The sequence below is a fragment of the Streptomyces flavofungini genome (assembly GCF_030388665.1).
In the GTDB taxonomy this organism is placed as follows: Bacteria; Actinomycetota; Actinomycetes; order Streptomycetales; family Streptomycetaceae; genus Streptomyces; species Streptomyces flavofungini_A.
The window spans coordinates 7,073,065-7,094,794 of record NZ_CP128846.1 but is presented as its reverse complement, the minus strand read 5'-3'; the positions used below and the strand labels follow the sequence as shown (position 1 = coordinate 7,094,794).

The 21,730-nt window shown below is 73.2% G+C and carries 20 protein-coding genes; 10 read left to right on the top strand and 10 right to left on the bottom strand.

From position 1 onward, the window contains the following. Nucleotides 1-161: 161 nt before the first annotated feature. From QUY26_RS30345 to QUY26_RS30325, 5 genes are all read left to right on the top strand, one after another. Nucleotides 162-1,130 (top strand): metallophosphoesterase family protein, encoded by a 969-nt coding sequence (locus tag QUY26_RS30345; protein ID WP_289952185.1) that lies wholly within the window; start codon nucleotides 162-164, stop codon nucleotides 1,128-1,130. A 21-nt stretch (nucleotides 1,131-1,151) separates the two neighbouring features. Continuing rightward, nucleotides 1,152-2,549, top strand: coding sequence for an MFS transporter (locus tag QUY26_RS30340; RefSeq protein WP_289952181.1), 1,398 nt, complete (start codon nucleotides 1,152-1,154; stop codon nucleotides 2,547-2,549). Beyond that, nucleotides 2,546-3,556 (top strand): TolB family protein, encoded by a 1,011-nt coding sequence (locus tag QUY26_RS30335; RefSeq protein ID WP_289952180.1) that lies wholly within the window; start codon nucleotides 2,546-2,548, stop codon nucleotides 3,554-3,556. Before QUY26_RS30340 ends, QUY26_RS30335 begins: the two co-directional genes overlap by 4 nt. 81 nt (nucleotides 3,557-3,637) lie before the next feature. Further along, nucleotides 3,638-4,075 (top strand): RidA family protein, encoded by a 438-nt coding sequence (locus tag QUY26_RS30330; protein WP_289952179.1) that lies wholly within the window; start codon nucleotides 3,638-3,640, stop codon nucleotides 4,073-4,075. After that, nucleotides 4,072-4,578, top strand: a complete 507-nt coding sequence (locus QUY26_RS30325) for a GNAT family N-acetyltransferase (RefSeq protein ID WP_289952176.1) — start codon at nucleotides 4,072-4,074, stop codon at nucleotides 4,576-4,578. The genes QUY26_RS30330 and QUY26_RS30325 overlap by 4 nt, the downstream gene beginning before the upstream one ends. Here QUY26_RS30325 and QUY26_RS30320 read toward each other — a convergent pair. The 4 genes from QUY26_RS30320 to QUY26_RS30305 form a co-directional block, all read right to left on the bottom strand. After that, nucleotides 4,560-5,606 (bottom strand): glycoside hydrolase family 6 protein, encoded by a 1,047-nt coding sequence (locus tag QUY26_RS30320; protein WP_289952169.1) that lies wholly within the window; start codon nucleotides 5,604-5,606, stop codon nucleotides 4,560-4,562. The genes QUY26_RS30325 and QUY26_RS30320 overlap by 19 nt on opposite strands. A gap of 244 nt (nucleotides 5,607-5,850) precedes the next feature. Continuing rightward, entirely contained in the window at nucleotides 5,851-6,807 is a 957-nt protein-coding gene (gene pip, locus QUY26_RS30315) for a prolyl aminopeptidase (protein ID WP_289956179.1), read from the bottom strand. A gap of 103 nt (nucleotides 6,808-6,910) precedes the next feature. Beyond that, nucleotides 6,911-8,440, bottom strand: a complete 1,530-nt coding sequence (locus QUY26_RS30310) for a YfcC family protein (RefSeq protein WP_289952167.1) — start codon at nucleotides 8,438-8,440, stop codon at nucleotides 6,911-6,913. Continuing rightward, a complete protein-coding gene (locus QUY26_RS30305; RefSeq protein ID WP_289952165.1) occupies nucleotides 8,437-9,825 on the bottom strand; it encodes a M20/M25/M40 family metallo-hydrolase in 1,389 nt (462 codons plus the stop codon). Before QUY26_RS30305 ends, QUY26_RS30310 begins: the two co-directional genes overlap by 4 nt. Nucleotides 9,826-9,970: 145 nt before the next feature. Between QUY26_RS30305 and QUY26_RS30300 the strand changes: the two genes are divergently transcribed. Beyond that, nucleotides 9,971-10,429 (top strand): RNA-binding S4 domain-containing protein, encoded by a 459-nt coding sequence (locus QUY26_RS30300; protein WP_289952164.1) that lies wholly within the window; start codon nucleotides 9,971-9,973, stop codon nucleotides 10,427-10,429. Between the two features lie 105 nt (nucleotides 10,430-10,534). Here QUY26_RS30300 and QUY26_RS30295 read toward each other — a convergent pair whose 3' ends face one another. Next, nucleotides 10,535-11,563 (bottom strand): acyltransferase domain-containing protein, encoded by a 1,029-nt coding sequence (locus QUY26_RS30295; protein WP_289952162.1) that lies wholly within the window; start codon nucleotides 11,561-11,563, stop codon nucleotides 10,535-10,537. Nucleotides 11,564-11,641: 78 nt separating this feature from the next. Here QUY26_RS30295 and QUY26_RS30290 point away from each other — a divergent pair, with 78 nt between their 5' ends. Continuing rightward, on the top strand, nucleotides 11,642-11,899 hold the full coding sequence (locus tag QUY26_RS30290) for a DUF6343 family protein (RefSeq protein WP_289952160.1): 258 nt from the start codon (nucleotides 11,642-11,644) through the stop codon (nucleotides 11,897-11,899). Between the two features lie 72 nt (nucleotides 11,900-11,971). Here the strand turns inward: QUY26_RS30290 and QUY26_RS30285 are convergent, their stop codons facing one another. The 4 genes from QUY26_RS30285 to QUY26_RS30270 form a co-directional block, all read right to left on the bottom strand. Next, the gene (locus QUY26_RS30285; protein ID WP_289952158.1) at nucleotides 11,972-12,367 is read right to left on the bottom strand and encodes a tetratricopeptide repeat protein; all 396 of its coding nucleotides are present in this window, start codon (nucleotides 12,365-12,367) and stop codon (nucleotides 11,972-11,974) included. Nucleotides 12,368-12,462: 95 nt separating this feature from the next. Beyond that, complete coding sequence (locus QUY26_RS30280) at nucleotides 12,463-12,843, bottom strand: DUF3592 domain-containing protein (RefSeq protein ID WP_289952156.1); 381 nt, start codon at nucleotides 12,841-12,843, stop codon at nucleotides 12,463-12,465. Between the two features lie 41 nt (nucleotides 12,844-12,884). Then, nucleotides 12,885-13,496: a dephospho-CoA kinase gene (gene coaE / locus QUY26_RS30275; protein WP_289952154.1), complete on the bottom strand. Its 612-nt coding sequence runs from the start codon at nucleotides 13,494-13,496 to the stop codon at nucleotides 12,885-12,887. Between the two features lie 58 nt (nucleotides 13,497-13,554). Then, the gene (locus QUY26_RS30270; protein ID WP_289952152.1) at nucleotides 13,555-14,493 is read right to left on the bottom strand and encodes a PAC2 family protein; all 939 of its coding nucleotides are present in this window, start codon (nucleotides 14,491-14,493) and stop codon (nucleotides 13,555-13,557) included. A 335-nt stretch (nucleotides 14,494-14,828) separates the two neighbouring features. Between QUY26_RS30270 and QUY26_RS30265 the strand changes: the two genes are divergently transcribed. Then, nucleotides 14,829-15,803 carry a NosD domain-containing protein gene (locus QUY26_RS30265; protein WP_289952151.1) on the top strand — a complete coding sequence of 325 codons (975 nt, stop codon included), beginning with the start codon at nucleotides 14,829-14,831 and terminating at the stop codon, nucleotides 15,801-15,803. A 234-nt stretch (nucleotides 15,804-16,037) separates the two neighbouring features. On the opposite strand, the gene rpsA is transcribed toward QUY26_RS30265, so the two are convergent. Further along, nucleotides 16,038-17,543, bottom strand: coding sequence for a 30S ribosomal protein S1 (gene rpsA / locus QUY26_RS30260; RefSeq protein ID WP_289952149.1), 1,506 nt, complete (start codon nucleotides 17,541-17,543; stop codon nucleotides 16,038-16,040). A gap of 389 nt (nucleotides 17,544-17,932) precedes the next feature. Between rpsA and QUY26_RS30255 the strand changes: the two genes are divergently transcribed. Together QUY26_RS30255 and QUY26_RS30250 are read left to right on the top strand one after the other, a co-directional pair. Then, nucleotides 17,933-18,766 carry a class I SAM-dependent methyltransferase gene (locus tag QUY26_RS30255; protein WP_289952146.1) on the top strand — a complete coding sequence of 278 codons (834 nt, stop codon included), beginning with the start codon at nucleotides 17,933-17,935 and terminating at the stop codon, nucleotides 18,764-18,766. A gap of 125 nt (nucleotides 18,767-18,891) precedes the next feature. Continuing rightward, complete coding sequence (locus QUY26_RS30250) at nucleotides 18,892-21,702, top strand: ATP-dependent RNA helicase (RefSeq protein WP_289952144.1); 2,811 nt, start codon at nucleotides 18,892-18,894, stop codon at nucleotides 21,700-21,702. Nucleotides 21,703-21,730: the final 28 nt, after the last annotated feature.

Sequence of the window (21,730 nt, the reverse complement as noted above, 5' to 3'; positions counted from 1 at the left end):
TCCACGCGGCCGCCCCACCCCACGGTAGGAAACTTTCCTAACAATTATTGGTCAACAATCTTGACGCGCACATGCCCCCTCGCCACCATTCCTGGGACAGCACCACCGGACGCATCTCCCGCACCCCCCACGCGCCACCCCCACGCGATCAGGAGACGGACATGCCGCTCATCCCCCGAACCACCAACACCTCCGGCTCGACCCCCAACTCCCGTACACCCAAGGCCCGTTGGGTCATTCCGGCCGCCTCGGCCACCGCACTCGCCGTGGTCGGCGGCGTGCTCCTGTGGTCGCCGGCCGACGAGGCCGACGCCGCGGCGTCGCCGCGGGCCGCCTTCTCCGCCGTGGCGGTGGGCGACATCGCCGAGCAGTGCACCAAGAGCGACAGCGACTGCGCGCACCCGAAGACGGCCGCGCTCGTCCAGCGGCTCGACCCGAAGTTCGTGCTGACGATGGGCGACAACCAGTACGACGACGCCCGCCTGAAGGACTTCAAGAAGTACTACGCGACCACCTGGGGCGCCTTCAAGGACAAGACCAAGCCGGTGCCGGGCAACCACGAGACGTACGACCCGGCGGGCCCGCTCAAGGGCTACAAGTCCTACTTCGGCTCGGTCGCCTACCCCAACGGCAAGAGCTACTACAGCTTCGACCAGGACAACTGGCACTTCATCGCGCTCGACTCCAACAGCTTCGACAGCAGCTCGCAGATCGAGTGGCTGAAGAAGGACCTGGCCGCGAACTCCAAGAAGTGCGTGGCCGCGTACTGGCACCACCCGCTGTTCTCCTCCGGCGAGCACGGCAACAACCCCGTCGGCAAGCAGGTCTGGAAGCTGCTCGAAGCCGCGAAGGCGGAGCTGGTCCTCGGCGGCCACGACCACCACTACGAGCGGTTCGCGCCGCAGAAGTCGAACGGCTCGGCGAGTTCGAGCGGCATCGTGGAGATCCTCGCCGGTACGGGCGGAGCGAACCCGTACAAGATCGAGGAGGTCCAGCCCAACAGCCAGAAGCGGATCACCAACACCTATGGCGTCGTGAAGCTCGACTTCACCGACACGGGCTTCTCCTGGAAGCTGATCGGCACGGACGGGTCCACGAAGGACACCAGCCCGTCGTACAGCTGCCGCTGACCCGGCCCGGGTGTCGCGCAGATGTATCTGGCCACCACGGACGCCGTCGCCACGGCCAAGGACAAGAAGAAGGGCAAGGGCGCGGGCGAGGGCGGGAACGCCGGGAAGGGCGACGGGCGCAAGGGCAAGGGGCGCGGTCGCGTCACCGGACCCGTCCTCGCGCTCGGCGCCGTCAGCCTCGTCACCGACATCTCCTCGGAGATGGTCGCGGCGATCCTCCCGCTGTACTTCGTCCTCGGCCTCGGCCTGTCCCCGCTGGCGTTCGGTTTCCTCGACGGTCTCTACAACGGCGCCACGGCGTTCGTACGGCTCCTCGGCGGGTACGCGGCCGACCGCGGCGGGCGGCACAAGCTCGTCGCGGGCTCCGGGTACCTGCTGTCCGCGCTGTCCCGGCTCGGTCTGCTGCTCGCGGGCGGCGCCACGGCCGGGATCGGGGCGGCGATCGCCGCGGACCGCCTCGGCAAGGGCGTGCGGACCGCGCCCCGGGACGCGCTGATCTCGCTGAGCAGTCCGCCGGACGGCCTCGGCCGGGCGTTCGGCGTGCACCGGGCGATGGACACGACGGGCGCGCTGCTCGGCCCGCTGGCGGCGTTCGCGCTGCTGTGGGTGACGGCGGACGCCTACGACGCGGTGTTCGTCGTCAGCTTCTGCTTCGGGCTCTTCGGGGTGCTGCTCCTGGTGGCGTTCGTGCCGGGCCGGGGGGCACTGCCCACCGCGCCCGCCACGGCACCGGCGTCCCGCCCCCGCAAGGCCCTCACGCTCCTGCGCGTCCCCGCCTTCCGCCGCGTCTGCGCCGCCGCCGCGCTGCTCGGCGCGGCGACCGTCGGGGACGCCTTCCTCTATCTGCTGCTGCAGCGGCGCCTGGACTTCGCGGAGAGCTGGTTCCCGCTGCTTCCGCTCGGTACGGCGGCGGTGTATCTGCTGCTCGCCGTGCCGGTGGGACGGCTCGCCGACCGCGTCGGGCGCCGCGGCCCGTTCCTCGCGGGGCACGGCGCGCTGCTCGCCGCGTACGTCCTGCTGCTCCTGCCCACCGGCGGCCGGACGCTGCTCGTCGGGGTGCTGCTCGCGCTCGGCGTGTTCTACGCGGCGACCGACGGCGTCCTGATGGCCCTGGCCACACCGTGCCTGCCGGAGGGGCGGCGGGCGAGCGGCATGGCGGTGCTCCAGACGGGCCAGGCGCTCAGCCGGCTGCTCGCCGCGGCGGGGTTCGGCGCGGCCTGGACGCTGTGGGGCATCGGCGCGGCCCTGACGTGCGCGGCGCTCGCGCTGACAGTGGCGCTCGCGGGCGGGGCGGTGCTGCTGCGGTCGACGGAGGGCACGCCGCAGACCACGGCACCGGCCCTCGCCCCCACCCCCGTACCCGAAGAGCCGCACGCGCCCCCGGAGAAACCCCACGCACCCCCGGAAGGCACCCCATGACCCTCACCCCGCCCGGGGCGTCCACCCGCCTGCGCGTCGTCTCCGTCGTGGCGGCCGCGGCCCTGCTCGCCGCCGTGGCCGTCACGTACACCGTGCGCGCCGTCCACCGGGCCGAACCGATCGCCTCCCGCTCGGAGTTCGCCCTCGACCCCGGCCACCTCTACTTCCGCTCGACGCAGGCGGGCGCGGGCCGCGTCGCCCGCCTGTCCGCGTCCGGCACCGGCCCCCGCACCCCGGGCGGCCCTTCCTGCGAACGCTTCTACGCCGCCGGGGGCACCGCCCTGTGCCTGCTGCGCCGCCCCGGCATCCCGCCGAAGTCGTACGCCGTGGTCCTCGACGAGCGGCTGCGCGAGAAGCGGCGCGTGGCGCTCACCGGCATCCCGAACCGGGCACGCGTGTCGGCGTCCGGCCGGATGCTGTCGTGGACGATGTTCACCACCGGCGACAGTTACGCGGGCGGCGACTCGTCCTTCTCCACCCGCACCTCGATCCTGGACACCCGCACCGGCTACCTGGTCAAGAACATGGAGGAGATCCCCCTCACGATCGACGGCCGCCGCTACCACTCCCCCGACGTCAACTACTGGGGCGTCACCTTCGCCCGCGACGACAACCGCTTCTACGCCACCGTCTCGACGAAGGGCAGGACGTACCTGGTCCAGGGCGACATGCGGAAGTGGTCGGCCCGCGCCCTGCGCGAGAACGTGGAGTGCCCGTCCCTGTCCCCCGACAACACCCGCCTCGCCTTCAAGAAGCGGGTCCGCGGCGGCACGAAGGACCCCTGGCGCCTGTACGTCCTCGACCTGCGCACCATGCGCGAACAGCCCCTCGCCGAACGCCACAGCGTCGACGACCAGGCGGCCTGGCTGGACAACGACACGCTGGCGTACGCGCTGCCGGCCCGCGAGGGGGGCCGCAAGCAGGACATCTGGACGGCGCGGGCGGACGGCACGGGCACGCCCGAGCTGCGGGTGCGGGGCGCCAGTTCACCGGCACAGGTGCGCTGATCCCCGCACGGGCGGCTGTCGGCGGTGGGCGCCCCCGAAATCCGGATGCGCCCCCACTGCCCGGCACCGCACGATGCCCTCATGACTCTCGACCCGACCGACCCTGTCCACCGAACCGTCGTCCCCAGCCTCTTCCCGCCCCCCGGATACGCCCACGCGGCCGTCGTGGAAGCCGGTACGCGCCTCGCGTTCATGGCCGGTTCCGTCCCTCTGGACGCCGAAGGCAACCTCGTCGGCGCGGACGACCCGGTCCTCCAGGCACAGCAGGTCATCGCCAACCTCGACGAGGCCCTGCGCGCCATCGGCAGCGATCTCTCGCAGGTGGTGGCGAGCACGGTGTACGTCGTCGGGGACGAGCCCGGGGCGCTGTCGCGGGTGTGGGACGTGGTCCGCGCTTCCGGGCTCCTCGCCGAACGCCCGCACACCTCGACGCTCCTCGGCGTGACCGTGCTCGGCTACCCCGGCCAACTGGTGGAGATCACCGCCACGGCCGTCGTGCCCACCGGGTCCGGCGCGTGACCCCTCCGGCCGCCACCGTCGTCCTGCGCCCCGCCACCGACGCGGACGCGCTCGCCGTGGCCGACGTGTACCTGCGCTCGTACGACGCGGCGCTGCCGACCGTGCGCCGCGCCCACTCCGACGACGAGGTCCGGGACTTCTTCCGGTACGTGGTGGTGGGGCGGGGCGGCACGTGGGTGGCGGAGGCGGCGGGCGAGGTCGTGGGCATGATGGTCATCGAGGCCCCCGGACCGCACGAGACCTGCGCACCGGCGCCACCGATCCCGCCGGCCGAACTGAGCCAGCTGTACCTGGCGCCCGAGTGGCGCGGGCGCGGCATCGGCGACCGCTTCGTCGCCCTGGCCAAGGATCAGGCCCCCACCGGCCTCTGCCTGCGTACCTTCCAGGTCAACGAGCCCGCGCACCGCTTCTACGAACGCCACGGCTTCACCGCGGACGCCTGGACGGACGGCGCGGACAACGAGGAACGCGAGCCGGACGTCCGCTACGTCTGGCGCCCCTGACCACCGGATGCGTCCCGCGCTCCCGGATCGTCGGGCCCTCCCGGAACATCCCGCACGCCGGGAACGCCCGTGGCCGGAGCCACCAGGTGCGCCGCGCGCGCCCGGACGGCGAGTCCGAGGGCGTACTCCGGCCACCACGTCCCGGCGGCGGGCCCGCCCCGGCACGTGCCGTCCGACTCGCCCGGACGCTTGATCCACAGGAAGGCGTCGACGGCGGGGTCGCCGGTGCGGGTGGTGGGCGGGGTGCCGAGGGCGCGGCCCGGCGGATTGCACCAGGCCTTGTCGTCCCCCGTGTAGGGCCCGTTGCCGTTGCGGCTGGTGTCGATGACGAAGTGCTTGCCGCCACCGAGGGCGCGGGCGAGGCGGTGGCCGTACGTGGCGGTCTCCTCGGTGGTGCGGTAGTTGGAGACGTTGAGCGCGAAGCCGTCGGCCCGGTCGACACCTGCCTGGCGCAGCGGCTCGACGAGGCGGCTCTCCTGGGGGATCCAGCTCGCGTTGCCCGCGTCGAGGTAGACCTTGGCGCCGGGCTGCTGCTTGAGCCGGGTGACGGCGTGGGCGAGCAGCGCGTACCGCTCGGCGGCGTCGACGCCCGCGCACCCGGCGACCTCCTGGGCGACGGCGTCCGGTTCGACGACGACGTACGCGGAGTGCGTGCCGATCCCCTCGGCGAAGGCGTCGATCCACGCGCGGTAGTGCGCGGCGTCGCGTGCGCCCCCCGCCGAGTAGTCCCCGCAGTCGCGGTGCGGCACGAAGTAGGCGACGAGCACGGCGGTACGCCCGGCGGCGGCGGCCTTCTCGACGTACCCGCGCACCACGTCCCGGGTCCCGCCCGAGCCGTCCGCCCCCGCCGCCGCGTCCTCGTACAGCCACTCGGCCTGGGCGCGCCCGGCGATGCGCCCCATGAACCAGGCGTCGGCGAGCCGCCCCTGCTGCCGCCACGCGACCATCTGCCGTGCGGCCGGGGTGTCCGGGTTCACCCAGAACTCGACGTCCCCCGGCGCCTCCCGCCCGTCCGCACGGGCGGCCACCCCACCACAGACGGCGAGCCCGACAAGAGCGGCACCCCAGACAAGCCCCCGCGACAGTCTCCCGCGCACCACAGGCCGCTCCACTCACCAGGCACCGGCGCTCCCGGCACATTGCGCACAACGTGCCCACCCGGTCACGCGAACTTCCCCCGGCCCCCGGAAGATCACCCCGACGGCGGGCACGCTCCAGGGGCGCAGCCCAGGGTTCCGGGAAGGGGCGGGACCGGGGAAAGCCCCGCAGGGCCTACCGGAACCCGTCCGTAGCCCGAACCACCGCGGAGACAATCCCCGCGGCCCCCGCGTCATGCCCCACATCCCCCACCACGACCAACTCCCCGTCCCCCCAGCCCCGCTGCAAGCGCCAGGGCACTCCCAGCAAGTTCCCGAAGTCGAGGCTCCCCTGCACCACCACCCCCGGAATCCCCCGCAACGCCCCCGCGTCCCGCAGCACCACCTCGTCCTCCCCCAACCAGTGCCCGTTGGCGAAGTAGTGGGTGACGGTCCGGGCGAACCCGGCCCGGAACACCGGGTCCTCGTACCGGGCGACGGAGCGGGGCGCCGCCATGGCGATGGCGGTCTCCCAGTCGGTCCAGGCCCGCGCGGCCCGGACCCGCACCTCCGCGTCCCCTGACGACAGCAACCGCAGGTAGGCCCCGGCGAGATCGCCGTCCCGCGCCGCCTCCGGCACCCCGTCCCTGAAGGCCGCCCAGGCCTCGGGGAACACCCGCCCGAGCCCCCGGGTGAGCAGGTCGACCTCGGCCTGGCTCCCGGTGGCGAGGCCGGTGAGGACGAGCTCGGACACCCGGTCGGGGTAGGTCTGGGCGTACCGGAGGCCGAGCGCCGACCCCCAGGAGACGCCCCAGACGAGCCACCGCTCGACGCGCAGGTGCCGCCGGAGCAGTTCGAGGTCGGCGAGCAGGTGCTTGGTGGTGTTGACGGACATGTCGGTGTCGGGGTCACCGGCGTGCGGCGTGGAGCGTCCGCTGCCGCGCTGGTCGAGCAGCACGATCCGGTAGGCGTCGGGGTCGAAGCAGCGCCGGAATCCGGGGGTGCAGCCGGACCCGGGCCCGCCGTGCAGGAGCACGGCGGGCTTGCCGAGCGGATTGCCGCAGACCTCCCAGTACACGCGGTTTCCGTCGCCCACGTCGAGCATGCCGCGGTCGTACGGCTCGATCTCCGGATACCGCGTCTCCCGGGGGATGCCCCCCGGACCCCCAGCCGGACGAGCGGGCCGGCCGGATTCACGGGCACGGACATCACGAGGTGAACCTGAGTAGCGACTCATCCCGGCACGGTAACCGCCCTCAGGTCACCGCCGCGCCCACGGCCACGAAGCCACAGATCAGCACGAACAGAAGGGCGAGCAGCGGCCATACGAACCGCAGGTACTTGTCGTAGCCGACCTTGGCGAGCGCGACCCCGCCGATGGTGACGGCGGTCGTCGGCACCCACAGGTTCATCCAGCCGCTGGCGGCCGCCCAGGCGGTGACGACCACGGACCGCGAGACGCCCGCGAAGTCGGCGAGGGGCGCGAGGATCGGCATGGCGAGGGTGGCGTGTCCGGAGGTGGAGGGGATGAGGAAGGCGAGCGGCAGGTTGACCAGGAACACGATCACCGCGAACACGCCCGACGAGGTTCCCTTCACCACCCCCTCGATCGAGTGCAGCACGGTGTCCGTGATCCGCGAGTTGTTCATGATCACCGTGACGCCGCGCGCGAGGACGATGACCAGGGCGGGCGAGATGAAGTCCGCCGCCCCTTGGACGACGGTGGCGCTGAGCTTCTGCTCGCCCATCCGCGCGACCAGGCCCACGAGGACCGCCGCGCACAGGAACAGGGCGGCCAACTGCGGGAAGGACCAGCCGAGTTCGAAGCCGTACGGCTCCGCGTCCGCGTCGCCCGTGAGCGCGCTGGACCACGGCACCACCGAGAAGATCATGAAGGCGAAGACCAGGGCGACCACGACCAGGATGGCCTTGTGCAGCCCCGTCAGCTCGGGCACCTCCCCCGACCGCTCGGCGGCGGCACCGTCCCGGTCGCCCGGCAGGAACCCGCTCAGGGACCGCTCGGGGTCCCGCTGTACGCGCCGGGCGTAGCGGATGACGTAGGCGACCGTGACGCCCGTGAGCACCAGCCACATCGCGAAGCGCAGGACGATGCCGTCGCCGAGCGAGATGTCCGCCGCCGACGAGGCGACGCCGGTGGCGAAGGGGTTGACGGTCGAGCAGAGGACGCCGACGCCCGCGCCGAGGATGATCGTGCCGACGGCGGTCATCCGGTCGTAGCCGAGGGCGAGCATCAGCGGCACGATCAGTCCGTAGAAGCCGAGGGTCTCCTCGGCGAAGCCCTCCACGGTGCCGAGGACGGAGAAGACCACCATGACGCCCGCGATGAGCATGGCGCCGCGTTCGCGCAGCCGGTGGGCGAGCCGTCCGATGCCCCGGTCGAGGGCGCCGGTGGCGAACACGACGGTGATGAACGCGCCGATGGCGAGGACGAAGAGGAAGACACCCGCGCTGCCGTACAGCTCGCCGGTGAGGTCGGGGCCGACCTGGCCCGACTCGGTGTCCTGCACGCCGTACAGGCCGTTGACGGGGGCGAGGAAGAGGTCGTTGAGGCGGTCGACGAAGGACTGGTCGTCCGGGACGCGGTGGTAACTGCCCTGTTCGGGCGCCCCCTTGTCGTTGCGGTCGTAGGCGCCCGGCGGCACCAGGAAGGCGAGCAGCCACACGGCGACGGTGACGATCGCGAGCACCGTGAGGGCGCTGGGGAAGGTGAACCGGCTCTTGGGCGCGGGCTCTTCGGTGCCCGGCTCGGTCGTGGTGGTGCTCACGCGCGGCCTCCGTCACTGCCGTGCGCGGCGGCCGCGTACTCCCGTACGAACGCGCCCATCGCGACCACCGTGTCGCGCAGCTCCGAGAGCAGCACGCGCTCGTTGGGCGCGTGCAGGTTGCACATGCTGTCCTGCGCGCCGAACAGCAGGACCTCGGCGCCGGGTGCCGCCTGCGCGAGCCCGTTGACGAGCGGGATGGACCCGCCGGTCGCCACGTACGCGGCCTCCTTGCCCCAGGCCTCCTTGAGGGCGGTGAGCGCGGCGCGGTAGGCGGGGCCGCCGGTCTCGGCCTCGTAGCCGGGGCCGGTGTCGCCGGGGGTGACGGTCAGCGGGACGCCGAAGGGGCGCAGTGAGCGCAGGTGGTCGACGAGCCGGTCCCGCGCCTCCACCGGGTCCTGCCGGGGGTGGAAGCGCAGGTTCAGCTTGGCGCGGGCGTACGGCACGACCGCCGACGCCGCGTGCTCGACGCCCGGCGCGTCCAGGCCGATCACGGTGATCGCGGGCCCGCTCCACAGCCGCTCCCCGAGCCCTCCGCTGCCGATGAGCGGCATCCCCTCGCGCACCCCGGCGAGTGCCCGGAACTCCTCCTCCGTGTACGAGGTCCCGGCCCACGCCTCCCGCCGCAGCCCCTCCACGGCGACGTCCCCGTGCACGTCGTGCAGCGTGGCGAGCGCCTTGAGCAGCACGAGGAGCGCGTCGGGCGCGGCGCCGCCGAACTCGCCGCTGTGCCGGGGCTCGTCCAGGGTGCGCACCTCGACGACGACCTCGGCGGCGCCGCGCAGGCCGGTGGTGAGGGTGGGGGTGCCGGGGCGGAGGTTGCCGAGGTCGGCGATGACCATGGCGTCGCAGGCGAAGCGGTCGGGGTCGGTGGGCGGATAGCCGTCGAAGGCGCTGCCGTACTCCTCCTGCCCCTCGATGACGATCTTGACGCCGACGGGCGGCCGGCCGCCGTAGGCCCGCAGCATCCCGATGTGCGCGATGACGTTGGACTTGTCGTCGGCGATGCCGCGCGCCCGCAGCCCGTCGCCGTGCCCGTCCCCGTCCCCGCCCATGGGTGTCGGCTCGAACGGCGGCGACCGCCACAGCTTCTCGTCGCCGGGCGGCTGGACGTCGTAGTGCCCGTAGAGCAGCACGGTCGGGGCGCCGGGATCGGGGGGCGGGATCTCGCCGTAGACCACCGGCGCGGTGTCCGGCAGGTCGAGGCGCTCGACGTGCGGCACACCGGCGTCGCGCAGCAGCTCGGCGACCAGGTCGTGCGCTTCCTGGACCGGTCCGTCCGGGAACCCGGGGAAGGCGATGGAGGGGATCTCGGCGAGCCGGACGAGGTCGGCGCGCAGGCCGTCCATCAGTCCGTCGACCGTGCTGGCGAGCTCTTCGGGCGTCATGGGCGGCACCTCTGCGATCTGAGGGCGGATGAATTCAGCGATTTATCCTGAATGGCCCGAATTATCGAGTGCGGCGGGTCGCGGATTCCGGACGGCTCGCCGATCAGCCGGGCCGCCCGCACCGATGCCGCACTAAGGTCGACCCATGGCTTCGGAGACTTCACCGGGTACGGGCGGCGGCACCGTGCGCGTCGACAGCTGGATCTGGTCCGTGCGGCTGGTCAAGACCCGCTCGGCGGGCGCGGCGGCCTGCAAGGGCGGCCATGTCCGGGTCAACGGCGAACGCGTGAAGCCCGCGTACGGCGTGAAGGAGGGCGACGAGGTCCGCCTGCGCCAGACCGGCGGCCGCGAGCGCGTCGTGATCGTCAAGCGCCTCATCCGCAAGCGCGTCGGCGCCCCCGTGGCGGTCGAGTGCTACGTGGACAACAGCCCGCCCCCGCCCCCGCGCGAGGCCGTCGCCCCCGCGGGCATCCGCGACCGCGGCACGGGCCGCCCCACGAAGCGCGACCGCCGCGACATGGACCGCCTGCGCGCCCTCAACTCCCGCACGGGCCCGGCCCTTTCGGCCACGCCGAAGCCCTCGGACGCGAGCGAGGATTCTTAGCCCGTCCGGCGTTCGAGGACGAGGCCGCGGGCCGATCGGCGGCGGCCCGTCCCACCCGCGCGGGACGTCGGCGAACGCGGGGGCCAGGGGGCGCAGCGTCCCTGGTCACGGGAAGGGGCGGGCTTGGGGACGCCCCAGCGGAAACCAACCGTGCCCCTCGTACCAATGCCCCCCACCCCGCAAGTGATCCCCCACGGCCCGCTCCACCCGGGTCCGCCGGGGCAACCCCGCCACGTCGAGCCCCGGATCCCCGAAGACGAACCCCACCGGCAACCCGTCGTCGGGCTCCTGCCCGGCATACGTCTCCGCGAGCCGGAACCGCTCCTGGAACCGCACGATGTTGGCCGCCTTCGGCAGATACCGCTTCAACTGCGGGTCGAGCAGCCACGAGTGGCACACGACCACGTCGTACCGCTCCTCGGGAAAGTGCCGGGGAAAGAACTCCCGGGCCAGCTCCACGGACCGCTCGCACGCGGCATCGGACATCGGCCCGAGGAAGTCGGGGATGTGCACGCTCAGACAGGGATCGCCGACGCCGAGCCCGAGCCCCGCGGCGGCGACGTCGGCCGCCATCCGCTCCCCGAGCACGGACCGCTGGAACTGCAGCCGCCCCAACTGGTAGAGCTCACCGCGGAAGTGCAGCGCGTGCCAGCCGGGCACGGGCACGCCCCGGCGGCCGTGGCGCCTGCGGTGAACGGCCATGTGCCGTCCCAGGTCGGCGAGGGTGCGCCGGGAGATGTCGGCGGGGACGCCGTGGCGCCGGTGGTAGTCCCGCACGGCGGGCAGCGCGGCGACGAAGACGAAGACGTGGAAGCAGCTGCCGAGCTCACCGAGGCCGGCGGGCAGGACGGGCAGCCGCACACCGGTCCCGGGCCGGCCCAGGTCCCGCAGGAGCGCGCCGACGCACCGTTCGAGGAGCCGGCGCGCGTCCGGGTCACCGAGGATCCGCGCCCGCAGGCCGAGCAGCGCGTTGATGTCCTCGTGCGGCACGGAGAGATCGAGGAGGACGTCGGGCAGTTCGTCGGCCTCCGGCAGGACGACGTCGGCGACGGGCGCGGCCGCGTCGTCGAGGTCCTTCAGCCAGGCGGCGAGCGCCTCGTCGTGCTCGCCCTCGGCCCGCAGTACGTCCAGCACGGCTCCACCTGCCCCTCGGTCGGCCCTTCCGTTCGCCCCGTACCGGGTGGATCCTGGAAGGAGGAGATGACGTTGTCCATGCGCACAGGCAGTGAACCGGTGACCGCGCGCAGTCCGCTGCGCATGCGCTTCTGGTTCAGCGTATGGGGCCTGGTGTGGGCGACCGCGGGGACGGTGGCGTTCGCGCTCGCCGGGCGCACCGCGTGGGCGGTGGCGTGCGGGGTGCTGTGGCTGGTGGTGGTCGTCGACATGACGCTGGTCGTACGGCACATCCGTCAGGGCTCGCACTACCAGCCGGGCCGGGACGTACCGCCGTACGACCCGCCGAGGACCTGACACCGCCGACACCGCACACAGCCCACCGCCCCGGCCCGGGACCCGGCAGCCCCGCGGCCCGGCCTGCGCGGCTCAGCCCCCGCCCGCTCCCCCGGCCCCGCCCGCGTCCTCGTCGAACCGCGCCGCGGCCAGGTACTCCGGCTGCGGGTCGAGCGCTGCGGCGAGCCGGAAGTGGCGGCGGGCCTGGTCGGGCTTGGCGGCGCGCTCGTAGGTGCGGGCGAGGGCGAAGTGCGCGAACGCGTTGTCCGGCTCGCGTTCCAGGACGATGCTGAACTCCAGCTCGGCGGCGCGCAGTTGGGCGGAGGCGAAGAAGGCGCGGGCGCGCAGGAGCCGCGCCGCGGTGTTCTCGGGGTGCGCGGCGATGACGGAGTCGAGCAGCTTCACCGCACCCCGCGGATCCCGGGCGGCGAGCAGTTGCTCGGCCGCGCGGAAGTCGATGACATGGCTTTCCGGGCTGCTTTCGGGCACGCCGGACTCCTTCCCTCACTCCTCAGCGTCAACACACCACCCGATCCGGCATATTCCGAGGCCGGAAGGGACACCACGTCCGGGCGCGTCCCGGGTCAGCCCGTCACTCCCAGCGCGAGTCCCACGATCACCAGGCTCGCCCCCGCCGCCACGAACGCCCGGTCGAGGCCGCGCCGTTCCCGGCCGATGAGCACGACCTCGCGCGGGTCGTCGGCGTCGTAGGCGATGCGCACGCGCTCCCCGGCGCGCAGGGGGCGCCGCCGGTTGGCGGGCACCGGTGAGACGACCTCAAGGACCCGCCCGTCGGTGGTCTCGAACTGCAAGGTCGGCCGGTCGGCCCCTTGCAGCACCGCCTTGACCAGCGCCTCCGTGATCTCGCCGGCCTCGGTGAGCTGTCGGGTGCGGTGCAGCCCGTACGCGCCCGCGAGCAGCGCGACGAACCCGCCCAGGGTGGTGAACGCCGCCAGTACGACCACAAGACCCGCCCTTCTCGCCGTTCTCCCGGCCCCGTCGCGCGCTACGCGGCCCGGGCCCGCTGCCGCAGCTCCCGCCACACCTCGTCGACGCGCGCCACGAGCCGCTCCAGGGGCCCGTCGTTGTCGATGACGAGGTCGGCGATCTCAAGCCGCTTCTCGCGGGTCGCCTGGGCGGTCATCCGGGCGCGGGCGTCGTCCTCGGTCATGCCGCGCAGCCGCACCAGGCGGTCGAGCTGGGTCTCGGGGCGGACGTCGACGACGAGCACGACGTCGTACAGGGGCGCGAGGCCGTTCTCGGCGAGCAGCGGCACGTCGTGCACGACCACCGTGTCGTCGGCGGCCGCGGCTGCGGCGCGCTCCAGTTCCGCGGAGCGGGCGCCCACCAGGGGGTGCACGATCGCGTTGAGCGCGGCCAGCTTCTCCGGGTCGGCGAAGACGATGGCGCCGAGCTTCGGACGGTCGAGCGAGCCGTCGGCGGCGAGGATCTCAGGACCGAAGGTCTCGACGACCGCGGCCAGGCCCTCGGTGCCCGGCGCCACCACCTCGCGGGCGATGCGGTCGGCGTCGACGAGGACGGCTCCCCGTTCGACGAGCAGCCGTGACACTTCACTCTTGCCGGCACCGATCCCGCCGGTCAGCCCCACTTTCAGCATGCCCGGCAGCTTATGCGCCCGCCTTCCCCGTGTCTGCCGGAACCCCGGCCCCCGTCCGTCAGCCGTCGCCCTCGCGCTCGGCGAGGAAGCGCTCGAACTCGCGCCCGATCTCGTCCGCGGACGGGATGTCCACGGGCTCGGCGAGCATGTTGCCGCGCGCGTTCGCGCCCGCCGCCGCGTCGTACTGGTGCTCAAGCCCCTGGACCAGCGCGACCAGTTCCTCGTCGCCCTCCTGGACCTGCCGGTCGATCTCGGTCTGGGTGCGGTGCGCCTCCGTGCGCAGCGCGTGCGCGACACCGGGAAGCACGAGGCCGGTGGCGGCGGTGATGGCTTCCAGGACGGTCAGGGCGGCGTCCGGGTAGGTCGAGCGGGCGATGTAGTGCGGGACGTGCGCGGCGACGCCGAGCACGTCGTGGCCCGCTTCCGCGAGGCGGTACTCGACCAGCGCCTCCGCGCTGCCCGGCACCTGCGCCTCGTCGAAGGGGCTGGCGTGGCCGGGCACCAGATCGGTGCGGTTGCCGTGCGGGGTGAGGCCCACGGGACGCGTGTGCGGTACGCCCATGGGGATGCCGTGGAAGTTCACCGAGAGCCGCACGCCGAGCCGTTCGACGATCTCCCTCACGGCCGCGGCGAAGCGCTCCCACTCGATGTCCGGCTCGGGGCCGGAGAGCAGCAGGAAGGGCGCTCCGGTGGCGTCCTGGAGGAGCCGGACGTCCAGCGTCGGCACCTCGTAGTCGCTCCAGCGGTCGCGCCGGAACGTGAGCAGCGGGCGCCGGGCGCGGTAGTCCACGAGCCGGTCGTGGTCGAAGCGCGCGACGACCTGCCCGGGAAGGCTGTCCACGAGCCGCTCGACGACCTGGTCGCCGGTCTCGCCCGCGTCGATGTATCCGTCGAAGTGGTAGAGCATGACCAGGCCTGCCGACTCCTGGGCGAGCGCCATGTCGACAACAGCGAGGCCCTTCGGCTCCCACGCGTACAAACCCTGCGGATCTAGCACTGTGACCGCTCCTCCTCGTGTTCATTGAGCAGAACGCGCCTCGCGGAGCGGGCATTCCCCACACCGCGCATTCACAGCCGCGACTGATCCGTTTCCTACCGGACCGGCGACGCGGTTCGCATCCCTGAACTCCCCGGACATCACAGCAAGTTCAGGACGCGCCCGGCCCCCGCCACCTCGTTCCCACCCCTCCAGACACAGACCTTGACGCGAACATGCCCCACCCTTACCGTCACGAAGCAACAAGGAGTTCACATCGAAGTCCGCAATTCATGTACGGGAACTCGCCTCGCACTCCGTCCGAGCACCTCCCCCCACGGGAAGGCAACCCCACGATGCGCACCCGCTTCCTCATCGCCGCGCTCGCCGCCGCCACCGCCACGGGCGCCCTCACCGCGGCCGCGTACGCGACGCCGACGCCCCCGGCGCCCCGCCCGGCCGCCACCATCGAGGTCTCCACGGCCGCCCAGCTGAAGTCGGCGCTCGGCTCGGCGGGCCCGGGCGACACGATCCGCCTCGCCGACGGCACGTACTCGGGGAACTTCAAGACCTCGATCGCCGCGAGCTCCGGCTCCCGCATCACGCTCACCGGCTCGTCGAAGGCCGTGCTCACCGCGGGCGGCGGCTACGGGCTGCATCTGAACGGCGCCTCGTACTGGACCGTCAAGGGCATCACCGTGACCGGCGGCCAGAAGGGCATCATGATCGACTCCGCGAGGGGGGTCGTGGTGGACGGCGTGACGGTCCACGGCCTGGACATGGAGGGCGTCCACTTCCGCAAGTCGAGCCCCGACGGCGTGATCAAGAACTCGAAGATCTACGACACGGGCAACGACAACCGCGGCATGGGCGAGGGCGTGTACGTCGGCAGCGCGGGCGGCCTCTCCGACAAGAGCGACAACGTACAGATCCTGAACAACGTCATCGGCCCGGACGTCGGCGGCGAGGCGATCGACCTCAAGGAGGGTACGAAGAACGGCAGGGTCTCCGGCAACACCTTCGACGGCAGGGGCCTGACCGGCAACAACTACGACGACTCGTGGGTCGATGTGAAGGGCAACAACTACGTCATCGAGGGCAACACCGGCAAGAACACCACGAACAACGGCTTCGAGACCCACACCCAGCGGTCCGGCTGGGGCTGCGGCACGGTCTTCCGCGCCAACAAGTCCGACCTGACGGGCGCCTCCGGCGACAGGCAACTGGCGATCAACGTGACGAACAACAGCTCAAGCTGCAGGACAACGGTCCACGCGAGCAACACGGTAAAGGGCGGCAAGGGCCTGACCAACGTCCCGGTCACGCCGTAAGAGGGCCCACGAGCCGCACGGCCCCCAAGCCTCGTAAGAGGCGCCGGGGCACCGAGCCCCGCAAGGGGGCGCCGGGGCACCGAGCCCCGTAAGGGGCGCGGGGAACTGCGCGCCCAGCCCCCACACACCCGCAGAGACAACAGATCCCGCGCGGAGCGCGAAAAACACGGTGGGCCCGCACCAAAAGGTGCGGGCCCACCGTGCTCAGCTACCGCCTAGGAGAGCGGCGCGCGGTCAGCTCTGACCGCCGGCCAGCTTCTCGCGCAGAGCGGCAAGCGCCTCGTCCGAAGCAAGCGCACCGGAGTTGTCCGGGCCCTCGGAGGAGTAGGAGCCACCGCCGGAGGCGGCGGGAGCCGCACCGGCCGGAGCCTCGTTGCCACCCTCGGCCGCCGCCTGGGCGTCGGCCTCGCGGGACTTGATGACCTGGGCCTGGTGCTGCTCGAAGCGCTGCTGCGCCTCGGCGTACTGGCCCTCCCAAGCCTCACGCTGGGACTCGAAGCCCTCGAGCCAGTCGTTGGTCTCGGGGTCGAAGCCCTCGGGGTAGATGTAGTTGCCCTGGTCGTCGTAGGACGCGGCCATGCCGTACAGGGTCGGGTCGAACTCGACGGCCGACGGGTCGGCGCCGAAGGACTCGTTGGCCTGCTTCAGCGACAGCGAGATCCGGCGACGCTCGAGGTCGATGTCGATGACCTTGACGAAGATCTCGTCGTTGACCTGGACGACCTGCTCCGGGATCTCCACGTGGCGCTCGGCCAGCTCGGAGATGTGGACCAGGCCCTCGATGCCCTCGTCGACGCGCACGAACGCACCGAACGGAACGAGCTTGGTGACCTTACCGGGAACGACCTGCCCGATCTGGTGCGTGCGGGCGAACTGCTGCCACGGGTCTTCCTGGGTCGCCTTGAGCGACAGGGAGACGCGCTCGCGGTCCATGTCCACGTCGAGGACCTCGACGGTGACTTCCTGGCCGACCTCGACAACCTCGGAGGGGTGGTCGATGTGCTTCCAGGACAGCTCGGAGACGTGGACGAGACCGTCGACGCCGCCGAGGTCCACGAACGCACCGAAGTTGACGATCGAGGAGACGACGCCGGAGCGGACCTGGCCCTTCTGCAGGGTCGTGAGGAAGGTCTGGCGGACCTCGCTCTGGGTCTGCTCGAGCCAGGCACGGCGGGACAGGACCACGTTGTTGCGGTTCTTGTCCAGCTCGATGATCTTGGCCTCGAGCTCCTTGCCCACGTAGGGCTGAAGGTCGCGGACACGGCGCATCTCGACCAGGGAGGCCGGGAGGAAGCCGCGGAGGCCGATGTCGAGGATGAGACCACCCTTGACGACCTCGATGACGGTACCGGTGACGATCCCGTCCTCTTCCTTGATCTTCTCGATGGTGCCCCAGGCACGCTCGTACTGGGCGCGCTTCTTCGAGAGGATCAGGCGGCCTTCCTTGTCCTCCTTCTGGAGAACAAGGGCCTCGATCTCGTCACCGACGGCGACGACCTCGTTCGGGTCGACGTCGTGCTTGATGGAGAGCTCGCGGCTCGGGATGACGCCTTCGGTCTTGTAACCGATGTCGAGCAGGACCTCGTCCCGGTCGACCTTCACGATGACGCCGTCGACGATGTCGCCGTCGTTGAAGTACTTGATCGTCTCGTCGATCGCGGCGAGGAAGGCTTCCTCGTTACCGATGTCGTTGACCGCAACCTGCGGGGTGGTGGCGGTGGTCTCGGTGCTGCTCGTCATGTGGGAAAGGGCTCCGGTACGGACATTGAAGTCGTAGGTACTGCTTACGCCGGAGCCCGTTTCGCTCTGCAGAAGCCGGACAGCCTAGGAGACGCCGCTTCCTGGATTCCCGAAGGAAACGGAAAGCGCCTCGACAACCGAGGGGACATACAACAGACGCGAGCGCAACCTGCTATGTCTGAGGAACGCAAGCTCGCAGCGCAACTTGTAGCATACGGGGGCTGCCGTACAGGGTCAATGCGCGAAGGCGCACACCCGGGGCGGATCGCCGCATACCCGGCACAAAACGTGTCGCATGAGGCCACACCGGCCGCATCGCGCCCTGCGCGACGCACACGCCGACGCCGGACGCCACCGCAACGACGACGCCAGACGGCACAGTAACGACGATGGAGCGGATCATCCAAGAGCCCGACGCACCCGAACCGGAAGCCACCCGGCGTGACGCCGACGTCACCGAGAGCAGCCGCGCGAATCGCGGCTGGTGGGACCGGAACGCGGACGACTACCAGATCGAGCACGGCACGTTCCTCGGGGACGACCGATTCGTGTGGGGCCCCGAGGGGCTCGACGAGGTGGAGGCGGAGCTGCTCGGCCCGCCCGAGGAGCTGAAGGGCAAGGACGTCCTGGAGATCGGGGCGGGCGCGGCCCAGTGTTCGCGCTGGCTCGCCGCGCAGGGCGCCCGGCCGGTCGCCCTCGACCTCTCCCACCGCCAGCTCCAGCACGCGCTGCGCATCCAGGAGGGCTTCGGGGCCCGGGTGCCGCTGGTGGAGGCCGACGCGGGCGCGCTGCCGTTCGCGGACGCCTCCTTCGACCTCGCCTGCTCCGCGTACGGGGCACTGCCGTTCGTCGCCGACCCGGTGCGGGTCCTGCGGGACGTGCACCGGGTGCTTCGTCCCGGCGGCCGGTTCGTCTTCTCCGTCACGCACCCGATCCGCTGGGCCTTCCCGGACGAGCCGGGGCCCGAGGGTCTCTCGGTGGCGGCCTCCTACTTCGACCGCACTCCGTACGTGGAGCAGGACGAGCAGGGGCGCGCGGTGTACGTGGAGCACCACCGCACGGTCGGGGACCGCGTGCGGGACGTGGTCGCGGGCGGGTTCCGTCTGGTGGACCTGGTGGAGCCGGAGTGGCCGACGTGGAACACCCAGGAGTGGGGCGGCTGGTCCCCGCTGCGCGGGAACCTCATCCCCGGGACGGCGATCTTCGTGTGCGAGCGGGACTGAGGTTGCCCTTGGTACGGAGGCAGGGCTGAGGCCGTCCCCCGGCCTCGGCCCGGTCCCGGCTCGGGCCCCGGTCCCGGCTCGGGCCTCGGTTCCGGCGGCGCGTGGTGGCGTACGAGACTGGGGGCGTGATCCGTGACGACGCCCTGAGACTGCCCGTGCGCGAGGCGCTGCCCGCCCTGCGCGATGCCCTGGAGGGGCCGGGGTGCGCCGTGCTGTGCGCGCCGCCCGGCACGGGCAAGACGACGCTCGTGCCGCTGGCGCTCGCGGGTCTCGTGCCCGGCCTCGGTGCCGGAGGGGGCGGTGCGCTGCGCCGTGTCGTGGTCGCCGAGCCGCGGCGCATCGCCGCCAGGGCCGCCGCGCGGCGGATGGCGTGGCTGCTCGGCGAGAAGGTCGGCCGGAGCGTCGGCTACACGGTGCGCGGCGAGCGCGTGGTGGGGCCGCACACGCGCGTGGAGGTCGTCACCACCGGCGTGCTGCTCCAGCGCCTGCAGCGGGACCAGGAGCTCGCGGGTGGCGGCGGGGTCGACGCCGTCGTGATCGACGAGTGCCACGAGCGGCATCTGGACGCGGACACCGTCGCCGCCTTCCTGGTCGATGTGCGCGAGACCCTGCGGCCCGAGCTGCGGCTCGTGGCCGCGTCGGCGACGACGGACGCCGAGGGGTGGGCGCGGGTCCTCGGCGGCGCTCCCGTGGTTCAGGCGGCGGGCACCGCGCACCCCGTGGAGGTGGTGTGGGCGCCGCCCGCGCGGCCCGTGCGGCCGCCGCACAGGGGTGGGGTCTCCCCTGCTCGAGCGCAGTCGAGAGCTTGGGGAAGCGTGGATCCGGCGCTGCTCACGCACACGGCGTCGGTGGTGCGGCGCGCGCTGCGGGAGCGGGACGGGGACGTGCTGTGCTTCCTGCCCGGGGTCGGCGAGATCGGCCGGGTGGCCGGGCAGTTGGGGGATCTGGGCGGCGTCGAGGTGCTTCAGGTGCACGGGCGTGCTCCGGCCGCCGTGCAGGACGCGGTCCTCGCGGGCGGGGAGCGGCGCCGCGTCGTCCTCGCCACGTCCGTCGCCGAGTCGTCCCTGACGGTGCCCGGGGTGCGGGTCGTCGTCGACTCCGGGCTCGCCAGGGAGCCGCGGGTCGACCACGCCCGCGGGCTCGGCTCCCTCATCACCGTGCGGGCCTCGCAGGCGGCCGGGCGGCAGCGGGCGGGGCGGGCCGGGCGGGAGGCGCCGGGGACGGTGTACCGGTGCTGGGCCGAGGCGGAGGACGGGCGGCTGCCGCGGTTCCCCTCGCCGGAGATCAAGGTGGCCGACCTGACGGCGTTCGCGCTCCAGGCCGCGGTCTGGGGCGACCCCGGTGCGGCGGGGCTCGCGCTGCTCGACGCGCCGCCCGCCGGGGCGATGGCCGCCGCGCGGGACGTGCTCGTGGCGATCGGCGCGGTGGACGGGGTGACGGGGCGGGTCACCGAGCGGGGCGTACAGCTGTCGCGGGCCGGGGTGCATCCGCGGCTCGCCCGTGCGCTCCTGGACGCCGCGCCCCGGGTCGGCGCGCACCGGGCCGCGGAAGCCGTCGCCCTGCTCAGCGAGGAGCCTCCCCGGGAGTACGGGGACGACCTGGCGGCTGGGCTGCGGGCCGCCCGGCGGGGCGCCGACGCCTATGCCGCGCGCTGGCGGGGCGAGGTGAGGCGCCTCGCGTCGGCCGCCGCGTCCTCCGGCGGCGCCGGGCCCCTCGCCGGGGGCACCGTGGACGCCACCGCCGCGTCGGCGCCCGCCCAGCACGCGGAACCGGGCGACCCCGGTCGCGCCGGGGCTCCGCCGACCCGCGCCACGCCCCGCACCGGCGGCACCGTCGGCCTCGACGCCGCGTCGGCGCCCGCGCCTCCGGCGCGGGGCATCTCCCGCCCACCTGCCCGAGACCCGGAACCGCGGGTACCGAGCGCCGACGCTCCCCGGCACCAGGCCCCCGACGACCTCGTCGTCGGCCTCGTCGCCGCCCTCGCCTTCCCCGAGCGCGTCGCCCGCCGCACAGACGACGGGACGTACCTGATGGTCGGGGGGACCCGGGCCGAGGTCGGGGGCGGGTCGGGGCTCGCGGGGGCCCGTTGGGTCGCCGTGGCCGTGGCTGATCGGGCCGCGGGGGCGGGGCATGCACGGGTGCGGCTGGGGGCCGTCGTGGACGAGGGGGTCGCGCGGAGTGCCGCCGCGTCGACGTACGCCGAGCGGGACGAGGTCGCGTGGGCCGACGGGGATCTCGTGGCGCGGCGGGTGGAGCGGCTCGGCGCGGTGGAGCTCGTGGTGCGGCCGATCAGGGAGCCGGACCCCGGTCTCGTACGGGACGCGTTGCTTGCGGGGCTGCGGCGGGAGGGGCTCGGGCTGCTGCGGTGGAGCCGGGACGCCGTCGCTCTGCGGGATCGGCTGCGGTTCCTGCGGCGGCACGTCGGGGAGCCCTGGCCGGACGTGTCGGACGGGGCGCTCCTGGAGCGCGCCGACGACTGGCTCGAACCGGAGCTGGGGCGGGCCGGGCGCCGCGCGGACCTGGGCCGGATCGACGCCGGGCAGGCCCTCACGCGGCTGCTGCCGTGGGCCACGGGCGAGGCGGTCCGGCTCGACGGGCTCGCGCCGGAGCGGGTGGAGGTGCCGAGCGGGTCACGGGTGCGGGTCGACTACACCGACCCCGAGCAGCCCGTCCTCGCCGTGAAGCTGCAGGAGATGTTCGGGCTGGAGGACACCCCGCGGGTCGCGGGCGTACCGCTGCTCGTCCATCTCCTCTCGCCCGCGGGGCGCCCGGCGGCCGTCACCGCCGACCTGGCCTCCTTCTGGCGCGACGGCTACCGCGCGGTCCGCGCCGAGCTGCGCGGGCGCTACCCCAAGCACCCGTGGCCCGAGGACCCGGCCGGGGCGGCGCCGACGCGGTACACCAAGGCCCGGCAGGAGCGCGCCCAGCGGGGGTGAGCCGGGGCGGCCCGCCGCCCCGGCCCGG

Bases quoted from the DNA above. Each gene is read 5' to 3' on its own strand.
- QUY26_RS30345 (WP_289952185.1), top strand. From the start codon at position 162: ATGCCGCTCATCCCCCGAACCACCAACACCTCCGGCTCGACCCCCAAC.
- QUY26_RS30340 (WP_289952181.1), top strand. From the start codon at position 1,152: ATGTATCTGGCCACCACGGACGCCGTCGCCACGGCCAAGGACAAGAAG.
- QUY26_RS30335 (WP_289952180.1), top strand. From the start codon at position 2,546: ATGACCCTCACCCCGCCCGGGGCGTCCACCCGCCTGCGCGTCGTCTCC.
- QUY26_RS30330 (WP_289952179.1), top strand. From the start codon at position 3,638: ATGACTCTCGACCCGACCGACCCTGTCCACCGAACCGTCGTCCCCAGC.
- QUY26_RS30305 (WP_289952165.1), bottom strand. From the start codon at position 9,825: ATGACGCCCGAAGAGCTCGCCAGCACGGTCGACGGACTGATGGACGGC.
- QUY26_RS30300 (WP_289952164.1), top strand. From the start codon at position 9,971: ATGGCTTCGGAGACTTCACCGGGTACGGGCGGCGGCACCGTGCGCGTC.
- QUY26_RS30290 (WP_289952160.1), top strand. From the start codon at position 11,642: ATGCGCACAGGCAGTGAACCGGTGACCGCGCGCAGTCCGCTGCGCATG.
- coaE (WP_289952154.1), bottom strand. From the start codon at position 13,496: ATGCTGAAAGTGGGGCTGACCGGCGGGATCGGTGCCGGCAAGAGTGAA.
- QUY26_RS30265 (WP_289952151.1), top strand. From the start codon at position 14,829: ATGCGCACCCGCTTCCTCATCGCCGCGCTCGCCGCCGCCACCGCCACG.
- rpsA (WP_289952149.1), bottom strand. From the start codon at position 17,543: ATGACGAGCAGCACCGAGACCACCGCCACCACCCCGCAGGTTGCGGTC.
- QUY26_RS30255 (WP_289952146.1), top strand. From the start codon at position 17,933: ATGGAGCGGATCATCCAAGAGCCCGACGCACCCGAACCGGAAGCCACC.